The organism is Marmoricola endophyticus, from assembly GCF_014644415.1.
Classification (GTDB): Bacteria; Actinomycetota; Actinomycetes; order Propionibacteriales; family Nocardioidaceae; genus Marmoricola; species Marmoricola endophyticus.
The window spans coordinates 1,433,893-1,449,267 of record NZ_BMKQ01000001.1 but is presented as its reverse complement, the minus strand read 5'-3'; the positions used below and the strand labels follow the sequence as shown (position 1 = coordinate 1,449,267).

Here is a 15,375-nt window from a genome sequence, read left to right as displayed (position 1 = left end):
CCGGGCCCCCGAGGGTCACCGGGGCGCGGTGGCCGGCCCTGCTCGCCGGGTCAGGCCCTGCCGAGGATCCGGTTCAGCTTGGTGCCGCAGATCGGGCAGACGGCCTTGGCCATCCGGGTGCCCTTCTCACTGACGGACACGTCGCCGTCGGCCTCGCGCTTCTCCTTGCACTTCACGCAGTAGAACTCGCCGCTCCAGGTCTCGGCCATGGCTGGTCTCCTCGTGCTCTGCTCGTCTTGGTGCTGCCGACGTCCACGCGCGACCGGCCCGGCCCGACGGACCGCGCCCGACCCTACTCCCGGGGTCGCGCGCATCGTCTTCTCGAGCCGGAGCCAAAGACGAAGAAGGGCCCCCGGGGTGCCCGGCCGCCGGCCTTCCCCTTGCCTGCGACCGAGCTGCCCCGGGGGCCTCTCGTACGGTCCAACCTAGGGCGCGGTGCGGGGGTGGGTCAACGCCGGCGACGTTCGACGAGCGGCGCCGCATTCCGCTACGCCCTGTGGAACGTCCACACCCTGTGGACAACGGTGTGGACGGCCTGTGGAGCGATGTGGATCACCCCGTGCCGCCTGTGGATCCCGGACCGGCTCAGGACGCGGGGGCCGCCCAGGTCAGCAGGCGCTCGCGCGTCCAGGTGTTGACGATCCGGTCGGCCTCGATCCCGAACTCCTCCGCGCGGGCGCAGCCGTACGCGAGGAAGTCCAGCTGCCCGGGCGCGTGGGCGTCGGAGTCGATGGAGAACAGGCAGCCGAGGTCGCGGGCCAGCTCGATCAGCCGGCTCGGGGGGTCGCGGCGCTCGGGCCGGGCGTTGATCTCGACCGCGACGTCGTGCTCGACGCAGGCCTCGAAGACCGCGCGGGCGTCGAACTCCGAGGAGGGGCGGGTGCCCCGCGACCCGGTGACGAGGCGGCCCGTGCAGTGTCCGAGCACGTTGGTCATCGGGTGCCCGACGGCTGCGACCATCCGCGCGGTCATCGGGCGTGCGTCCATCCGCAGCGCGGAGTGGACGGAGGCGACCCGTACGTCGAGCCGGCCCAGCATCTCCTCGCTCTGGTCCAGACCACCGTCGTCGAGGATGTCCACCTCGATCCCCTTGAGCAGCCGGAAGCCGCCGGTGCCCAGGTGCGCGTTGACCGCGTCGACGACGTCGAGCTGTCGAGCCAACCGTGCTGCCGACAGGCCGTGGGCGACACTCAGGCGAGGGGAGTGGTCGGTGAGCACGAGGTACTCGTGGCCGAGCTCCATCGCCGTGAACGCCATCTCCTCGATCGGCGAGCCGCCGTCGGACCAGTCGGAGTGCGAGTGCAGGTCCCCCCGCAGCGCGGCACGTACCTCCTCGCCGCCCTCGACCAGCGGTCCTGCCTCGTCACGCTCGAGACGGGCCAGCCGCTCGGGGACACGGCCGTCGACCGCGTCGGAGATCACCGCGGCCGTCGACGCACCGATCCCGTCCAGCTCCTGCAGCGTCCCCGCGGCGGCGCGCTCGGCGACCTCGTCCTCGCCGAGGGGGAGGAGGCCGGCCGCGGCGTTGCGGTAGGCCTTGACCTTGTACGTGTCCGCACGGGACCGCTCCAGCAGGAAGGCGATCCGGCGCAGCGCGGCGACCGGGCCCTGGTCCCACTTCTCCTCGGTCGGCACGCGATCAACCTACGACGCACCCGTCGGTGGCGGGCCCTAGGGCATGTCTCTCAGTTCAGTGGCCTGCTGCGCGCCGCCCATCACGCGCGCTGGCGGCGTTGCCGTCACTGCACAGACGCCCGGTATGCGTGCGTTCCGGCGCCAAGCCACCACCCCACGAGACCGCTCGCTTCGCTCGCGCTCCCGCAGGGACCCCGGAGCTGCCAGCGCACGCGCTGGACGACGCTCGCCACGACCAGAATTGAGAGACACGCCCTAGCGTGGCCGACATGGACGACCCGACGCTCCCCTTCTCGCCCGCGAACGACGACCCCTCGTCGCCGCGGGTGGAGGTGCGCCGCTCGGCCCGCCGCTCGCGGACCGTCTCCGCCCGGATGGAGCAGCGCTCCGACGGTGAGGTGATGGTGCTGATGATCCCGGCCCGGGCGAGCCTGGAGGAGGAGCGCAGGTGGACCGAGGACATGCTGGCCAAGCTCCTGGCGAAGCGGCGCACCGGCCGGGCGGCCGGGGTCGACCTCGACCGTCGGGCCCAGGCCCTCGCCGACCAGTACGACCTCCCGCGGCCGACCTCCGTGCGCTGGGTGACCAACCAGGAGCACCGCTGGGGCTCCTGCACCCCCGCGCGGGGCACGATCCGGATCAGCCACCGGCTGCAGGACGTGCCGGGCTACGTCCTCGACTCCGTGCTGGTCCACGAGCTGGCCCACCTGGTCGAGCCCCACCACGGTCCGCGGTTCCGAGCGCTCGCCGAGCGCTTCCCGCGCACCGAGCGGGCCACGGGGTACCTCGAGGCGCTGGCGACGTCGGCGGGCTGGCCGGACGACGCGGGCGACGACGTCGAAGGGGAGTGAGCGGTGCTCAGCCCAGGGCGCGCTCGACCAGCCGGTGCAGCGACTCCTCGTCCGACGGCAGGTCGTCCACGGGCCACCACCGAAGGTCCAGCGACTCCGCGCTGACCTCTGCTGCGGCACCGGCGGGCGCGTGGGCGGCGTACTGGACGTCGAGATGGCGGGCGGTGCCGTCGGCGTGGCAGAACGGCACCGGGTGCAGGTCCAGACGTACCGGTGCGGCCGTGACCTCCAGCCCGGCGATGCCCGACTCCTCGGTCGCCTCGCGCAGGGCCGCGTCCCGCAGCGTGGCGTCGGCCGGCTCGAGGTGACCGCCCAGCTGGAACCAGCGTCGTGCCTTGCGGTGCAAGGTGAGCAGCACCCGGGTGCGGTCGGCGGAGAGGACGGCGACGCTCGCGGTCAGGTGATCCGGCTCCGGGTCCCTGACCAGTCCGTCGAGGCGCTCGTCGCGGTGGCGCCGCAGGTGGGCGAGGTACTGGTCGCGAAGCCGGTCCTGCTCCTCGTCGGGCGGGGTCCAGCCGTGCAGGACGGCCAGGGCGTCCTCGCGAAGCCCCGCCGGAGCGGCGTCAGCCGGCACCCGGGCCCTGGTCCGTGCCGTCGCCACCGTCCTCGCGCTCGTCCGGGGCGTCCGGCAGCTCGCCGGAGAGCAGCCTGCCCAGCTCGGAGTCGAAGTCGTCGTCGCTCAGCTCGGCCGGCTGCTCGAGGTCGGCGCGGAAGACCAGCGGGTCGTCGAGGTCGGCCGCGGTCGGCAGCAGGTCGGGGTGGGCCCACACGGCGTCGCGGGCGTCCTGCCCCTGCCGCGAGCGCAGCGAGCCCCACAGCGTGGAGGCGTCGCGCAGCCGACGCGGGCGCAGCTCGAGACCGACCAGCGCGGCGAACGTCTGCTCGGCGGGACCACCGGCGGCCCGCCGGCGGCGGACGGCCTCGTGCAGCTTGCTCGCAGCGGGCATCCGGGTCTCGGTGGCCTGGCCGACGACCTCGTCGACCCAGCCCTCGACCAGGGCCAGGGTCGTCTCCAGCTTGGCCAGCGCGGTCTTCTGCGCCGGGGTCTGCTCGGGCTCGAACAGACCTCCCTCCATCGCCTCCTGCATCCCGGCCAGGTTCGTCGGGTCCAGGCCCTGCAGCTTGCTCTCGATCCCGGAGACGTCGATCCGCATGCCGCGGCCGTACTCCTCGACCGCGGAGAGCAGGTGCTGGCGCAGCCACGGCACCTGCGCGAACAGGCGCTGGTGGGCGCACTCGCGCAGCGCGAGGTAGAGCACGACGTCGTCCTCGGACACGTCGAGACCCTCGGCGAAGGCCGCGACGTTCGTGGTCACGAGCGCGGCCTGCCCGGCCGGGCCGAGCGGCAGGCCGATGTCGGACGCGGTGAGCACCTCGCCGGCCAGCCCGCCGAGCGCCTGACCGACCTGGGAGCCGAACATCGTGCCGCCGAGCTTGCCGAGCATCCCCATCAGCGGCCCGGCCATCGCCCGGGCCTCCTCGGGCATCTGGTCGCCCAGCGCCCCGTTGACCGCACCGTTGACGTGCTCGGCGACCGGCTCGACGAGCCGCTTCCACACCTCGGCGGTTTGCTCCACCCACTCCGCGCGGCTCCAGGCCGCGCCGACGGTGACGCCGGAGGCCAGCGGGGTGACCGCGTCGAGCCAGTGGTCGGCCAGCCGCACGCTGTCGGCGACCCGGTCACGGTCGGGCCGCCCCGGCGTCGGGTCGGGCTGCTGGGCCACGGACTTGCGCGCGATGTCGTTCGCGAGCGTCCAGTTCACCGGGCCGTCGTACGGGGTCATCAGGCTCTGCACCTGCCCGAGCAGCGCGTTCAGGTCCGGCATCTGCCCGCCCTGGCCGCCGAACATCCCGGCCATCCCCTCGCCGCCGGCGCCCCCGCCGAACGCCGAGAAGATCTGCTCGAAGGGCGTGCCCGCGAACGGGTTCTGCCCCGAGCCGCCGCTGCTGTCGTCGCGCGAGTGGTCCGGGTCCTCGGGGTCGCCGGGAAGGTTGCCGGAAGGGTTGTCAGGCATGGTCCGACGGTACTCCGCCGCGACCAACGGCTCACCCGCCAGCGCCCCGCCCTAGGGTTGGCACCGTGACCGACGCGACCGCTGCCTCGCACCCCGTCGTCCGCCTCGTCGAGGTCCGCGAGGAGCCCTTGGACGTCGCCGAGGTGACCGCGGCGCTGGGCCACGACGCCGGCGGCGCGGTCGACCTCTTCCTCGGCACCGTCCGCGACCACGACGACGACCGGGGGGTCACCCACCTCGACTACTCCGCCCACCCGAGTGCGGCGGAGGCGATGCGCGAGGTGGCCGCCGAGGTCGCCGAGGAGTACGACGTCCTCGCCGTCGCCGCGGTCCACCGGGTCGGGCGGCTCGCCATCGGTGACGTCGCCGTGATCACGGCCGTGGTCACCGCGCACCGTGCCGAGGCGTTCGTCGCCGGCAAGGCGCTGATCGACCGGCTCAAGGAGCGGACGCCCATCTGGAAGCACCAGGTGTTCGCCGACGGCGACGAGGAGTGGGTCAACACGCCCTGAGCGCAGCCGCGCCGGGCGCCCGGTCGGTCCTAGATTGGCCGGATGGAGATCCTGCTGTGGCTGGTGCCGGCGGTGCTGGTCACGCTCCTGGCCGCCTGGGGTGCGGCCGTCGCGGCGCGCCGCGAGGAGGCTCGCCGGGTCGAGCTGGAGCGCGCGCGCCCGGCACCCGCGGCCCCGGAGCCGACGTACGACGAGGACGGCGGCGTCTCCGCGCCACGCCCGGCACGCCGCCCCGCGGAGCAGCCGGACACCGACGAGCGCGGTCACGGCGACCGTCACCGCCGCTCCGCCTGACCACCCCGGCAGCGGCGTTGGTGCCTGGTGAGACAGTGACCGGGTGATCCGGCAGGTGCGAGTGTCTCCGACGAGCAGCAGGTGAGGAGGCCGTGAGTCGTCGCGGACTGGCCTCGACGATCGCGACGGTGGGCCTGCTGGTCGTGTTCCTGGTGGTCCTGCTCGTCCCGGTCCCGTACGTCGTCTACCGCCCGGGCCCGACGGTGAACCTGCTGCAGAAGGTGTCGGCGAAGGAGGGCGGCTACGTCGTGCGCGTCTCCGACGGCACCAGGACCTACCGCGACGACGGTGCGCTGCGCTTGCTGACGGTCTCGCCCAGCGGAGCCGACGGCTACATCACGCTCGCGCAGGCGCTGACGGCGTGGGTCAAGCCGTCCGAGGCGGTCTACAAGTACGACGACATCTACGCGCCCGACGAGTCCGCCGACGACGTCAAGGCGGAGAACCAGGTCGCGATGGTCGGCTCCCAGGACTCCGCGGTCGCTGCGGCGCTGCGTGAGCTGGGCTACAAGGTCCCGACGTCGGTGCAGATCCTCGGCATCGCGCGCGGCGGTCCCGGCGACGGGGCGTTCGACGTCCGCGACCGGATCGTGTCGGTCGACGGGCAGAAGGTCGGCTCGGTCGAGGGTGCCGTGAGCGCGGTGCAGGCGGTGAAGCCCGGCGCGACCGCCGCCGTGGTGGTCGTCCGCGACGGGAAGCAGATCACCGTCCGGGTGAAGACCGTCGCCTCTGCGGACGACCCGACGCAGTCGGCGCTGAAGGTGACCGTGGGGCAGGGGTACGACTTCCCCGTCCAGGTCACCGTCCGGATCCCCGAGGCGATCGGCGGCCCGAGCGCCGGGATGATGTTCGCGATGTCGATCTACGACACTCTCACCCCGGGCTCGTTGACCGGCGACTCCGACATCGCGGGCACCGGCACGATCGACGCCAAGGGTGCCGTCGGTGCGATCGGCGGGATCCAGCAGAAGCTCGTCGCTGCCCAGGCGGCCGGCGCGAAGCTCTTCCTCGCGCCCGCCTCCAACTGCGACGAGGTGCGCGGAGGCCCCTACGACCAGGAGAAGATGCGGGTGGTCAAGGTGAGCACCTTCGCGCAGGCGCTGGATGACGTGAACGCCTGGCGCGAGGACCACGACGCGAAGCTGCCGACGTGCTGACCCCCGAGGCGACCGACCGCGCCCTGCGGGTCGCGGTCGCGGAGGTCGAGGCGCACGCGGCGGAGCGTGGCTGGGACCGTGCGGCACAGCTGTTCGCGCTGGTGCCGACCGCGGACCTGGTACGCGCCGAGCCCGAGCTGGCCGGCCAGCTCGGCCTCTCGCCCGACGCGAGCGGCCTGACGCCAATCGACCAGGAGCTGCCCGCCGACCGCGACCTCGAGGCCACGCTGGAGCAGATCAGCTGGCCGGACGAGGTCGCCGGGTGCGCCGCCGTCGTCGAGCGCGTGGTGCTCCCGCCGTCAGCGGACGCCGACCTGGCCGCGCTCGAGGACGATCCGGCGGCGGCGTCGTCGTACGCCGCGGAGCACCCGGAGCGCCAGGAGCTCCGGATGATCGCCGCGGCCACCCGGACCGGTCAGACCTGGTGCGCCTTCCGGTTCCGCAGCCACGACGACCCGCAGTCGGTCGTGGCCGGCCCGGACCTTGTGCCTGCCCTTCTAGAGTTGCTGCAAGCCACCCTCACCGACGAGGCGGACGTGCCGGACAGCCCGGCCGCGAGCGGTCCCGAGGGCGAGAACGACCGCGCGCCAGCGCCCGAGGAGGAGAGCACGTGAGCGACGCGATGCAGCCGCCACGCCCCGGCCGACCCGGTGGGGCGGGCGGCGCAGGTGAGGGACCCACGCCACCGCGCACCGGTCGGCGCCGCCCCAGCCCGCTGCTGCTCACCGCGGTGGTCCTGGTCGTGCTGTTCCTGCTGCTCAGCGTCTTCACGGGCGTCTGGACCGAGAAGCTGTGGTTCTCCTCGGTCGGCTACTCCTCGGTGTTCAGCACCCTGCTGTGGACCCGTGTCGGCCTGGCCGTCGGCTTCGGCCTGGTGATGGCGCTGGTCGTCGGGGTCAACCTGTGGGTCGCGTACCACTTCCGCCCCGGCTTCCGCGCCGACACCTACGACGAGGCCAACCTCGAGCGCTACCGCTCGGTGATCAACCCGCTGCGCCGGGTGCTGCTGATCGGCGTGAGCGTGCTGCTCGGGATCTTCGCCGGCATCTCCGCGACCGGCCAGTGGCGGACCTTCCTGCTGTGGAAGGACCGCACGCCGTTCGGCCGGACCGACCCGTACTTCGACAAGGACGTCGGGTTCTACTTCTTCTCCCTGCCCTGGCTGCACTACCTGGTCGACTTCGCGACGACGGCACTGGTGATCGGGCTGATGGCCGGCGTGCTCGTGCACTACCTGTACGGCGGCGTCCGGCTCGCGGGACCGCACCGGTTCTCCGGCGCCGCCCAGGTGCAGGTGTCGGTTGTCCTCGGCATCCTGCTGCTGCTCAAGGCGGCGGACTACTGGCTGGACCGCTTCGACCTCACCACCGACACCGGCGGCCTGGTCACCGGCATGACGTACGCACGCGAGAACGCCGTCCTGCCGGCGAAGAACATCCTCCTGATCATCGCGCTGATCTGCGCGCTGCTGATGTTCGCCAACGTGTTCCGCCGCACCTGGCTGCTGCCCGGCGTCGGGGTCGCGCTGCTGGTGCTGTCCGCGGTGCTGCTGGGCGCGATCTGGCCGGCGATCGTGCAGCGCTTCCAGGTCGACCCGTCGGCGGCCGACAAGGAGGCCCCGTACATCGCCAAGAACATCCAGGCGACCCGCGCGGCCTACGACGTCGGCGGGGCGAAGATCAGCTCCTACGACGCCACCGACACCCTCAACCAGGCCCGGCTGGGCCAGGACGCCGCGTCACAGGCGGGGATCCGGCTGGTCGACCCGCAGGTCGTGTCGAACACCTTCGAGCAGCTCCAGCAGGTGCGCGGCTACTACTCGGTGCCCAACGTGCTCGACGTGGACCGCTACGACATCGACGGCCGGGAGCGCGACCTGGTCGTCGCGGCGCGCGAGCTGAACCAGGCGGGCCTGCCCGACGCGCAGAAGAACTGGGCCAACGAGAAGACCGTCTACACCCACGGCTACGGCATGATCGCGGCGTACGGCAACCAGCGGAACGCGGCCGACCAGCCCGTGACGACGAACAACGGTCAGCCGGTGTGGGCCGAGCAGAAGCTGCCGCCGGTCGGTGAGCTCTCCGACCTGACCAAGGGTGGCTACCGTCCGCAGATCTACTACGGGGAGCAGAGCCCGGACTACTCCGTCGTCGGCCGGCCCAAGGGCGAGAGCCCGATCGAGCTGGACGTGCCGCAGGGCAACACCGACGACCCGAGCTCGTCGCGCACCAGCACCTACGAGGGCAAGGGTGGCGTCGAGATCGGCTCCACCTTCCGCAAGCTGCTCTACGCGATGAAGTTCGGCGACTCGAACCTCGTGCTGTCCTCGCGCGTCAACGACGACTCCAAGATCCTCTACGACCGCAACCCGCGCCAGCGCGTCCAGAAGGTCGCGCCGTGGCTGACGGTCGACAACGACGCGCTGCCGGCGGTCGTCGACGGCAAGATCGTGTGGATCATGGACGGCTACACGACCAGCGACAAGTACCCGCTCTCGGAGTCGCGCTCGCTCGACGAGATGGTCTCCGACGCGCTGAACCCGCGGGCGGCGTACGCGACCCTGCCGACCGACCACATCAACTACATGCGCAACGCGGTCAAGGCGACCGTGGACGCCTACGACGGCACGGTCACGCTGTACGCCTGGAACGAGTCCGACCCGGTGCTGAAGACCTGGCGCAAGGTGTTCCCCGGCGTGGTCAAGGACCGCTCGGAGATCCCGAAGGACCTGCTGGCGCACATGCGCTACCCCGAGGACATGTTCAAGGTGCAGCGCAACATCCTCGCCGACTACCACGTCACCAACCCGAAGACCTTCTACGAGGGCTCGGACAAGTGGGACGTGCCGCAGGACCCCGAGGCCGACACCCGCAAGCAGCCGCCGTACCGCCTGTCGGTGTCCACGACGCAGGGCGGGGCTCCGACGTTCTCGCTGACCTCGGTCTACGTGCCGACCAAGCGGCAGAACCTCGCGTCCTTCATGACGGTGGGCGCGGACGCCGCCGACCCGGACACGTACGGCAAGTTCCAGATCCTGCGCCTGCCGGACAACACCCAGGTGCCCGGGCCGAGCCAGATCGCGAACCAGTTCAACTCCGACGACAAGGTCGCGACCCAGCTGCGGTCCTTCACGCAGTCCAACGCGTCGGTGCGCTACGGCAACCTGCTCACCCTGCCCGTGGGGGGTGGCCTGCTCTACGTGCAGCCGCTCTACACCCTGCGGTCCGGGGGCGCGGCGTCGTACCCGCAGCTGGAGTTCGTGCTGGTCTCCTTCGGCGACAACGTCGGCATCGGGGCGACGCTCGACCAGGCGCTGAGCCAGATCGTGCCCGGCGGCACGTCGGGCTCGACCGGGTCGACCGGCTCGTCCGGTACAGGCGACACCGACGGCTCGACGCAGACCGGCTCGTCCGGCAGCGGGGGGACCGGCAGCACCGGGACCGGCGGCGACGTCAAGCTGAGCGCTGACGCCAAGGCGCTGCTCGAGCAGGCCAACGCCAAGTTCCAGGCGGCGCAGACCGCGCTCGAGGCGGGCAACCTGTCGACGTACCAGAAGAACGTCGACCAGGCGCGCTCACTGGTCCAGCGGGCGCTCTCCGGCGGTCAGTAGGTCGCCGGCCGGCGCACCTGCAGCGTCGAGCGGTGCCTCCCACCGGCTCGAGTGGTGCTTCCTGCTGGGTCGAGTGGTGCCCATTGCCGTGCCGGGCTGCGGGATGCACCGTTCATGCCGGTACGAGGCACCACTCATGCCGGTAGGAGGCACCACTCAACGAGCCGGGCGTACGCGCGACAGGATCGCGTACGCCGCGAGGACCACGAGCAGCACGACGACGCTGAGCAGGAACTCGGTGCGGGTCCCGGGGTCGAGGCCGTTGACGACGATCACGACCACCATCGCGGCGATCGTGAGGTAGGACAGCCACGGGAACAGCCACATCCGGAAGGTCAGCGCCTCGGGGTCCTCGCGCTCGAGCCGGCGGCGCAGGCGTACCTGGGAGACCGCGACCAGCAGGTAGACGAACAGCGCGACGACGCCGTAGCTGGAGATCAGGAACGCGAAGACCTGGTCCGGCGAGACGTACGACGCCCCGATCGAGATCAGCGCGACGACGGTGCCGATCAGCGTCGCGCGCAGGGGCACCCCGCGCGGGCTGACCTTCACCAGCGCACGCGGTGCGTGGCCGCGCGAGGTGAGCGCGAACAGCATGCGCGAGGCGGCGTACAGGCCGGAGTTGAGCGAGGAGAGCACCGCGACGAGCACGATCGCGTTCATCACCGTGGCGGCCGCGGGGACGTCGAGCTTCTGCAGCACGGCGACGTACGGGCTGGTCGCGACGTCGTCCGCGTCCCACGGCACGATCGCGACGACGACGAAGATCGAGCCGACGTAGAACAGCAGGACCCGCAGCACGACGGAGTTCGTCGCCCGGGCGACCATGCGTGCGGGCTCGTCGGACTCCGCCGCCGCGACCGTCACCAGCTCGACGCCGACGAAGAACGCGACCGCCGGGACGGCGCCCACCACCACCGCCGACCAGCCGTTCGGGGCGAACCCGCCGTTGCCGGTCAGCGGGGCCAGGCTCGCGTCCGCGTCGGGCCACCAGCCCAGCAGGTACGCCGCGCCGACCGCGATGAACACCACGATCGCGATGACCTTCAGCGAGGAGAACCAGAACTCGAACTCGCCGAACGCGCGGACGGAGTAGAGGTTCGTCGCCGTCATCAGGGCGAGCAGCACCAGCCCGATCAGCCACGGCGGCGCACCGGGCACCCAGATCCCGATCACCCGTGCCCCGGCGACCGCCTCGACAGCCACCACGACGACCCAGAAGTACCAGTACAGCCAGCCGACGGTGAAGCCCGCCCACTCGCCGAGCCCGACGCGGGCGTACTCGTAGAAGCTGCCGACCGCCGGGCGCGCCACCGCCATCTCGCCGAGCATCCGCATCACCAGCATGACCAGGACGCCTGCCAGCAGGAACGAGATCAGCGCCGCCGGTCCGGTGTCGCCGATGACGACCCCGGACCCGACGAACAGGCCCGCGCCGATCGTGCCGCCGATCGAGATCAGGGTCATGTGTCGCTGCCTGAGCCCTTGCTTCAGGCCGCCGCGCGCCTCGTCGGTGTCTGTGCTCACCCGACGGGACCGTACGCCGGGCCGGCCTGCCGCTGCCGGTCGGGAGCGGCACGGCGAGACGACTCCTGCGGCCGCTGCTCGATTTGGCCGCCCGTCCACTCTCCCGTAGGCTCGGTGTCACCGACGCGGGGTGGAGCAGCTCGGTAGCTCGCTGGGCTCATAACCCAGAGGTCGCAGGTTCAAATCCTGCCCCCGCCACTGATGTCAGGCCCGGAGTCGTCCGACTCCGGGCCTGACTGCTTCTCGGCTACCCCTGGGTGCGGACTCGCGACGGGGATCCTGCTCGAAAGCGGCCCGCATCGACTCCGGGCGTACCTAAACTGATCGCGTGACAGTCGTGGCCGGCCGCCGGGAGCAGCGCAAGGCGGAGACGCGCGGGGCGCTGTTGAGCGCCGCCCGCACGGTGCTCGCGGAGCGTCGCACGAGTGTCAGCATCCGTGAGATCACCACCATGGCCGGAGTCGGCTTCGGATCGTTCTTCAACCACTTCGAGACCAAGGACGCGCTCCTCCACGCGGCGTTCACGGACTCGGTCGAGACCTACGCGGGGATGCTCAACGCACTGTGCCGCACCATCGAGGATCCCGCCGAGGCCGTGAGCGCTGCGCTCCGGCTCACCGGGCGGCTGCAGCGTCGGCTGCCGCAGCACTTCCAGGTGCTGCTCTCAGGCGGGACGCTGGTCACGCTGCACACCACCGAGATCGGATCTCCCTTCATCCGCCGCCTGCAGGCGGGCAACGAGAGCGGGCGCTTCGTCGTTCCGGACCTCGACCGGGCCAACCTCTCGATCGGCGGGGCGACGCTGGGGTTCGTGCAGCTGCTGGACCTGCGCCCTGACCTCGACGCGGCGAAGGAGTCCGACGAGTTCACCTGGCGCACACTGATGACCCTCGGCGTGTCCCAGGTGGAGGCACAACGCCTGGTGGCGCTGCCGCTCCCGCCGATCCCCGACTGGGTGGGGGAGTAGCGCTCGACGGTGCACGAGGCGCGGCGCACCGGGCCGCGTGGGATGCCGCACAGGCGATCAGCGGAATGACCGCGGGGGTGCGGGGTATTGGGGAAGGCGTACTCACGATTCCCCGAGCGAGAGAGAGCGCTTCGTGACCACCACCGTGAACGCCCTGCAGACCACCGCCGCCGACGCCGGCTTCGAGCGCGCACAGATCGAGCGGCGCGACCTGCGCCCCGACGACGTGCGCATCGACATCGCGTACGCCGGGATCTGCCACTCCGACATCCACACCGCTCGCGAGGAGTGGGGCACCACGCAGTTCCCGCTGACCCCGGGCCACGAGATCGTCGGCACCGTCTCCGAGGTCGGCGACCAGGTCACCGACCACAAGGTCGGCGACATCGTCGGCGTCGGCTGCTTCGTCGACTCCTGCATGGAGTGCGAGGCCTGCAAGGACGGCGAGGAGCAGTACTGCACCAACCCCGGCGTCGTGCAGACGTACGGCCAGGAGGACTACTACGGCGAGGTCACCAAGGGCGGCTACAGCCAGCAGGTCGTCGTCCGCGACCACTTCGCGGTCAAGATCCCTGACGGGATGGACCTCGCTGCGACCACGCCGCTGCTGTGCGCCGGCATCACCACCTACCACCCCCTGAAGGCGCTCGGCGTGAAGCAGGGCTCGAAGGTGGGGGTCATCGGTCTCGGCGGCCTGGGCCACGTCGCGGTCAAGATCGCGGCCGCGATGGGCGCCGACGTCACCGTGCTCTCGCGCACCGAGGCCAAGAAGGAGGACGGCCTGAGGTTCGGTGCCAAGGAGTACCTCGCGACCGAGGACGAGTCGGTCTTCACCGACCACGCCGGCGAGTTCGAGGTCATCCTCAACACCGTCGGGTCCGGCATCCCGCTGGACTCCTTCATGGGCCTGCTCGGTCGCGGCGGCGTCATGCACAACCTCGGCGCCCCGGAGGACAAGCTCTCGATCACGGCGTTCTCGATCCTCCCGAACCGGCGCTCGCTGTCCGGGTCGATGGTCGGCGGGCTGCCCGAGACCCAGGAGATGCTGGACTTCTGCGCCGAGCACGGCATCACCGCGGAGATCGAGCTGATCGACGCCGACAAGGTCGACGAGTACTACGACAAGGTCGTCGAGGGCTCCGTGCGCTACCGCGCGGTCATCGACACGGCCTCGCTCGCGTGACCCACTACGACCTGGTGGTCCTCGGCACCGGCTCGGGGAACACCATCGTCAACCGCACGTTCGCCGACTGGTCCTGCGCCATCATCGAGCGCAGGACCTTCGGCGGGACGTGCATCAACCGCGGCTGCATCCCCTCGAAGATGTTCGCCCACCCGGCGACCGTCCTCGACGAGGCCGCGGAGGGGGGCCGGCTCGGTGTGCGTACGACCGCGAACGGAGCGGACTGGCCAGCGGTCCGCGACCGCGTCTTCGGCCGGATCGACCCGGACGTCGAGGACGCCGCAGCGTTTCGCGAGGGCCAGGACCACGTCACGGTGTACGCCGGCGAGGCGCGGTTCACCGCGCCGCGCACGCTCAGCGTCCAGCTGGAGTCCGGCGAGACCGTCGAGGTCTCCGGCGACCAGGTGGTCATCGCGGCCGGCAGCCGGCCCGTCGTACCCCCGATCGAGGGGCTGGACACGCTGCGCGCGCCCGCGACCGCACCGCCGATGCGGCCGGACGACCCGGGAGCGGCCGACTGGTACACCTCCGACGAGGTCATGCGGATCCCGGAGCTCCCGCGCCGGCTCGCGGTGCTCGGCGGCGGGTACGTCGGGGTCGAGCTCGCGCACGTCTTCGCGGCGTACGGCTCGCAGGTCACCCAGGTCGACGTCGCCGACACCCTGATCTCCAACCAGGACGCCGAGGTGGCCACGATGTTCACCCGGTTCGCGCGCGAGCAGTGGGACGTACGCACCGGCACGTCGCTCGAGCGGGTCGAGAAGACCGACTCCGGGGTGGTGCTGCACCTGTCCGGCGACCAGGCGGGCTCCGGGACCGTCGAGGTCGACGCCCTCCTGCTCGCGGTCGGGCGCAAGCCCAACGGCGACCGGCTCGACGTCGAGAAGGCCGGCGTGGAGGTCGACGACGACGGCATCGTGGTCGTCGACGAGCTCCAGCGCACGAGCGCCGAGGGCGTCTGGGCGCTGGGCGACGTCTCCAGCCACACGCCGCTCAAGCACTCCGCCAACCACGACGCCCGCGTGGTCAAGCACAACCTGCACCACGTCGACGACCCGGCGCAGATGGTCGCGGCGGACCACGAGCACGTCCCCAGCGCGGTGTTCTCCCACCCCCAGGTCGCCTCGGTCGGGCTGACCGAGGAGCAGGCGCGCGAGCAGGGGATCGACCTGGCGGTCGGTCGGCACACGTACGCCGAGATCGCCTACGGCTGGGCCATGGAGGACGACCACCTCGGCCCGAACGGTGACAACACCGACGCCCAGGGCGCCGACCTCGAGCACTTCGTGAAGCTGCTCGGCGACCGCGCCACCGGTCGGCTCGTCGGCGCCCACCTGATCGGTCCGCAGGCGTCCGTGCTGATCCAGCCGCTGATCATGGCGATCAGCCAGGGCGTCGAGATCGGCGGCCTCGCGCGCTCGATGTACTGGATCCACCCCGCCCTCACCGAGGTCGTCGAGAACGCCCTGCTCAAGCTCGAGGCCGATCTCGACCGCTGAGGTTGCCGTGAACCGGCCCGACTGCCGGAGTGATCGAGCCGGGCTGTGCCGGAGGTGGTCGAGCCCGAACCGAGCTCTGCGAGGGAGGACGTCGAGACCACCGGCACCCCCTCCACCGGCGACGA

The 15,375-nt window shown here is 71.7% G+C and carries 14 protein-coding genes and 1 tRNA gene; 10 read left to right on the top strand and 5 right to left on the bottom strand.

Going from position 1 to position 15,375, the window contains the following annotated elements; all coding sequences use genetic code 11:
* Window positions 1–50: 50 nt before the first annotated feature.
* Together IEX42_RS07080 and IEX42_RS07075 are read right to left on the bottom strand one after the other, a co-directional pair.
* Window positions 51–209, bottom strand: coding sequence for a DUF5679 domain-containing protein (locus tag IEX42_RS07080; protein WP_188779145.1), 159 nt, complete (start codon window positions 207–209; stop codon window positions 51–53).
* A gap of 376 nt (window positions 210–585) precedes the next feature.
* Window positions 586–1,635, bottom strand: a complete 1,050-nt coding sequence (locus IEX42_RS07075) for a PHP domain-containing protein (RefSeq protein ID WP_188779144.1) — start codon at window positions 1,633–1,635, stop codon at window positions 586–588.
* A 269-nt stretch (window positions 1,636–1,904) separates the two neighbouring features.
* Between IEX42_RS07075 and IEX42_RS07070 the strand changes: the two genes are divergently transcribed.
* Window positions 1,905–2,486: a M48 metallopeptidase family protein gene (locus IEX42_RS07070; protein ID WP_188779143.1), complete on the top strand. Its 582-nt coding sequence runs from the start codon at window positions 1,905–1,907 to the stop codon at window positions 2,484–2,486.
* A 7-nt stretch (window positions 2,487–2,493) separates the two neighbouring features.
* Here the strand turns inward: IEX42_RS07070 and IEX42_RS07065 are convergent, their stop codons facing one another.
* Window positions 2,494–3,060, bottom strand: a complete 567-nt coding sequence (locus tag IEX42_RS07065; RefSeq protein ID WP_188779142.1) for an NUDIX hydrolase — start codon at window positions 3,058–3,060, stop codon at window positions 2,494–2,496.
* Window positions 3,050–4,501 (bottom strand): zinc-dependent metalloprotease, encoded by a 1,452-nt coding sequence (locus IEX42_RS07060; RefSeq protein ID WP_188779141.1) that lies wholly within the window; start codon window positions 4,499–4,501, stop codon window positions 3,050–3,052. The genes IEX42_RS07065 and IEX42_RS07060 overlap by 11 nt, the downstream gene beginning before the upstream one ends.
* 65 nt (window positions 4,502–4,566) lie before the next feature.
* Here IEX42_RS07060 and IEX42_RS07055 point away from each other — a divergent pair, with 65 nt between their 5' ends.
* From IEX42_RS07055 to IEX42_RS07035, 5 genes are all read left to right on the top strand, one after another.
* Window positions 4,567–5,013: a molybdenum cofactor biosynthesis protein MoaE gene (locus tag IEX42_RS07055; protein ID WP_188779140.1), complete on the top strand. Its 447-nt coding sequence runs from the start codon at window positions 4,567–4,569 to the stop codon at window positions 5,011–5,013.
* A 42-nt stretch (window positions 5,014–5,055) separates the two neighbouring features.
* Window positions 5,056–5,307 (top strand): hypothetical protein, encoded by a 252-nt coding sequence (locus tag IEX42_RS07050; RefSeq protein WP_188779139.1) that lies wholly within the window; start codon window positions 5,056–5,058, stop codon window positions 5,305–5,307.
* A gap of 92 nt (window positions 5,308–5,399) precedes the next feature.
* Window positions 5,400–6,464, top strand: coding sequence for a YlbL family protein (locus IEX42_RS07045; RefSeq protein WP_188779138.1), 1,065 nt, complete (start codon window positions 5,400–5,402; stop codon window positions 6,462–6,464).
* Window positions 6,458–7,078, top strand: a complete 621-nt coding sequence (locus IEX42_RS07040) for a PPA1309 family protein (RefSeq protein ID WP_229660679.1) — start codon at window positions 6,458–6,460, stop codon at window positions 7,076–7,078. Before IEX42_RS07045 ends, IEX42_RS07040 begins: the two co-directional genes overlap by 7 nt.
* Window positions 7,075–10,074: a UPF0182 family membrane protein gene (locus IEX42_RS07035; protein WP_229660678.1), complete on the top strand. Its 3,000-nt coding sequence runs from the start codon at window positions 7,075–7,077 to the stop codon at window positions 10,072–10,074. The genes IEX42_RS07040 and IEX42_RS07035 overlap by 4 nt, the downstream gene beginning before the upstream one ends.
* A gap of 156 nt (window positions 10,075–10,230) precedes the next feature.
* Here the strand turns inward: IEX42_RS07035 and IEX42_RS07030 are convergent, their stop codons facing one another.
* Window positions 10,231–11,601 (bottom strand): amino acid permease, encoded by a 1,371-nt coding sequence (locus tag IEX42_RS07030; RefSeq protein WP_229660677.1) that lies wholly within the window; start codon window positions 11,599–11,601, stop codon window positions 10,231–10,233.
* A 124-nt stretch (window positions 11,602–11,725) separates the two neighbouring features.
* Here IEX42_RS07030 and IEX42_RS07025 point away from each other — a divergent pair.
* The 4 genes from IEX42_RS07025 (at window position 11,726) to IEX42_RS07010 (ending at window position 15,250) form a co-directional block, all read left to right on the top strand.
* Window positions 11,726–11,799, top strand: a tRNA-Met gene (locus IEX42_RS07025).
* Window positions 11,800–11,929: 130 nt separating this feature from the next.
* The gene (locus IEX42_RS07020) at window positions 11,930–12,568 is read left to right on the top strand and encodes a TetR/AcrR family transcriptional regulator (RefSeq protein ID WP_188779137.1); all 639 of its coding nucleotides are present in this window, start codon (window positions 11,930–11,932) and stop codon (window positions 12,566–12,568) included.
* Between the two features lie 133 nt (window positions 12,569–12,701).
* A complete protein-coding gene (locus IEX42_RS07015; RefSeq protein WP_188779136.1) occupies window positions 12,702–13,751 on the top strand; it encodes an NAD(P)-dependent alcohol dehydrogenase in 1,050 nt (349 codons plus the stop codon).
* Entirely contained in the window at window positions 13,748–15,250 is a 1,503-nt protein-coding gene (locus IEX42_RS07010) for a mycothione reductase (protein ID WP_188779135.1), read from the top strand. The genes IEX42_RS07015 and IEX42_RS07010 overlap by 4 nt, the downstream gene beginning before the upstream one ends.
* The last annotated feature ends 125 nt before the right edge of the window (window positions 15,251–15,375 follow it).

Coding starts and splice junctions, on each gene's coding strand:
- IEX42_RS07050 (WP_188779139.1), top strand. CDS start 5,056: ATGGAGATCCTGCTGTGGCTGGTGCCGGCGGTGCTGGTCACGCTCCTG.
- IEX42_RS07060 (WP_188779141.1), bottom strand. CDS start 4,501: ATGCCTGACAACCCTTCCGGCAACCTTCCCGGCGACCCCGAGGACCCG.
- IEX42_RS07070 (WP_188779143.1), top strand. CDS start 1,905: ATGGACGACCCGACGCTCCCCTTCTCGCCCGCGAACGACGACCCCTCG.
- IEX42_RS07080 (WP_188779145.1), bottom strand. CDS start 209: ATGGCCGAGACCTGGAGCGGCGAGTTCTACTGCGTGAAGTGCAAGGAG.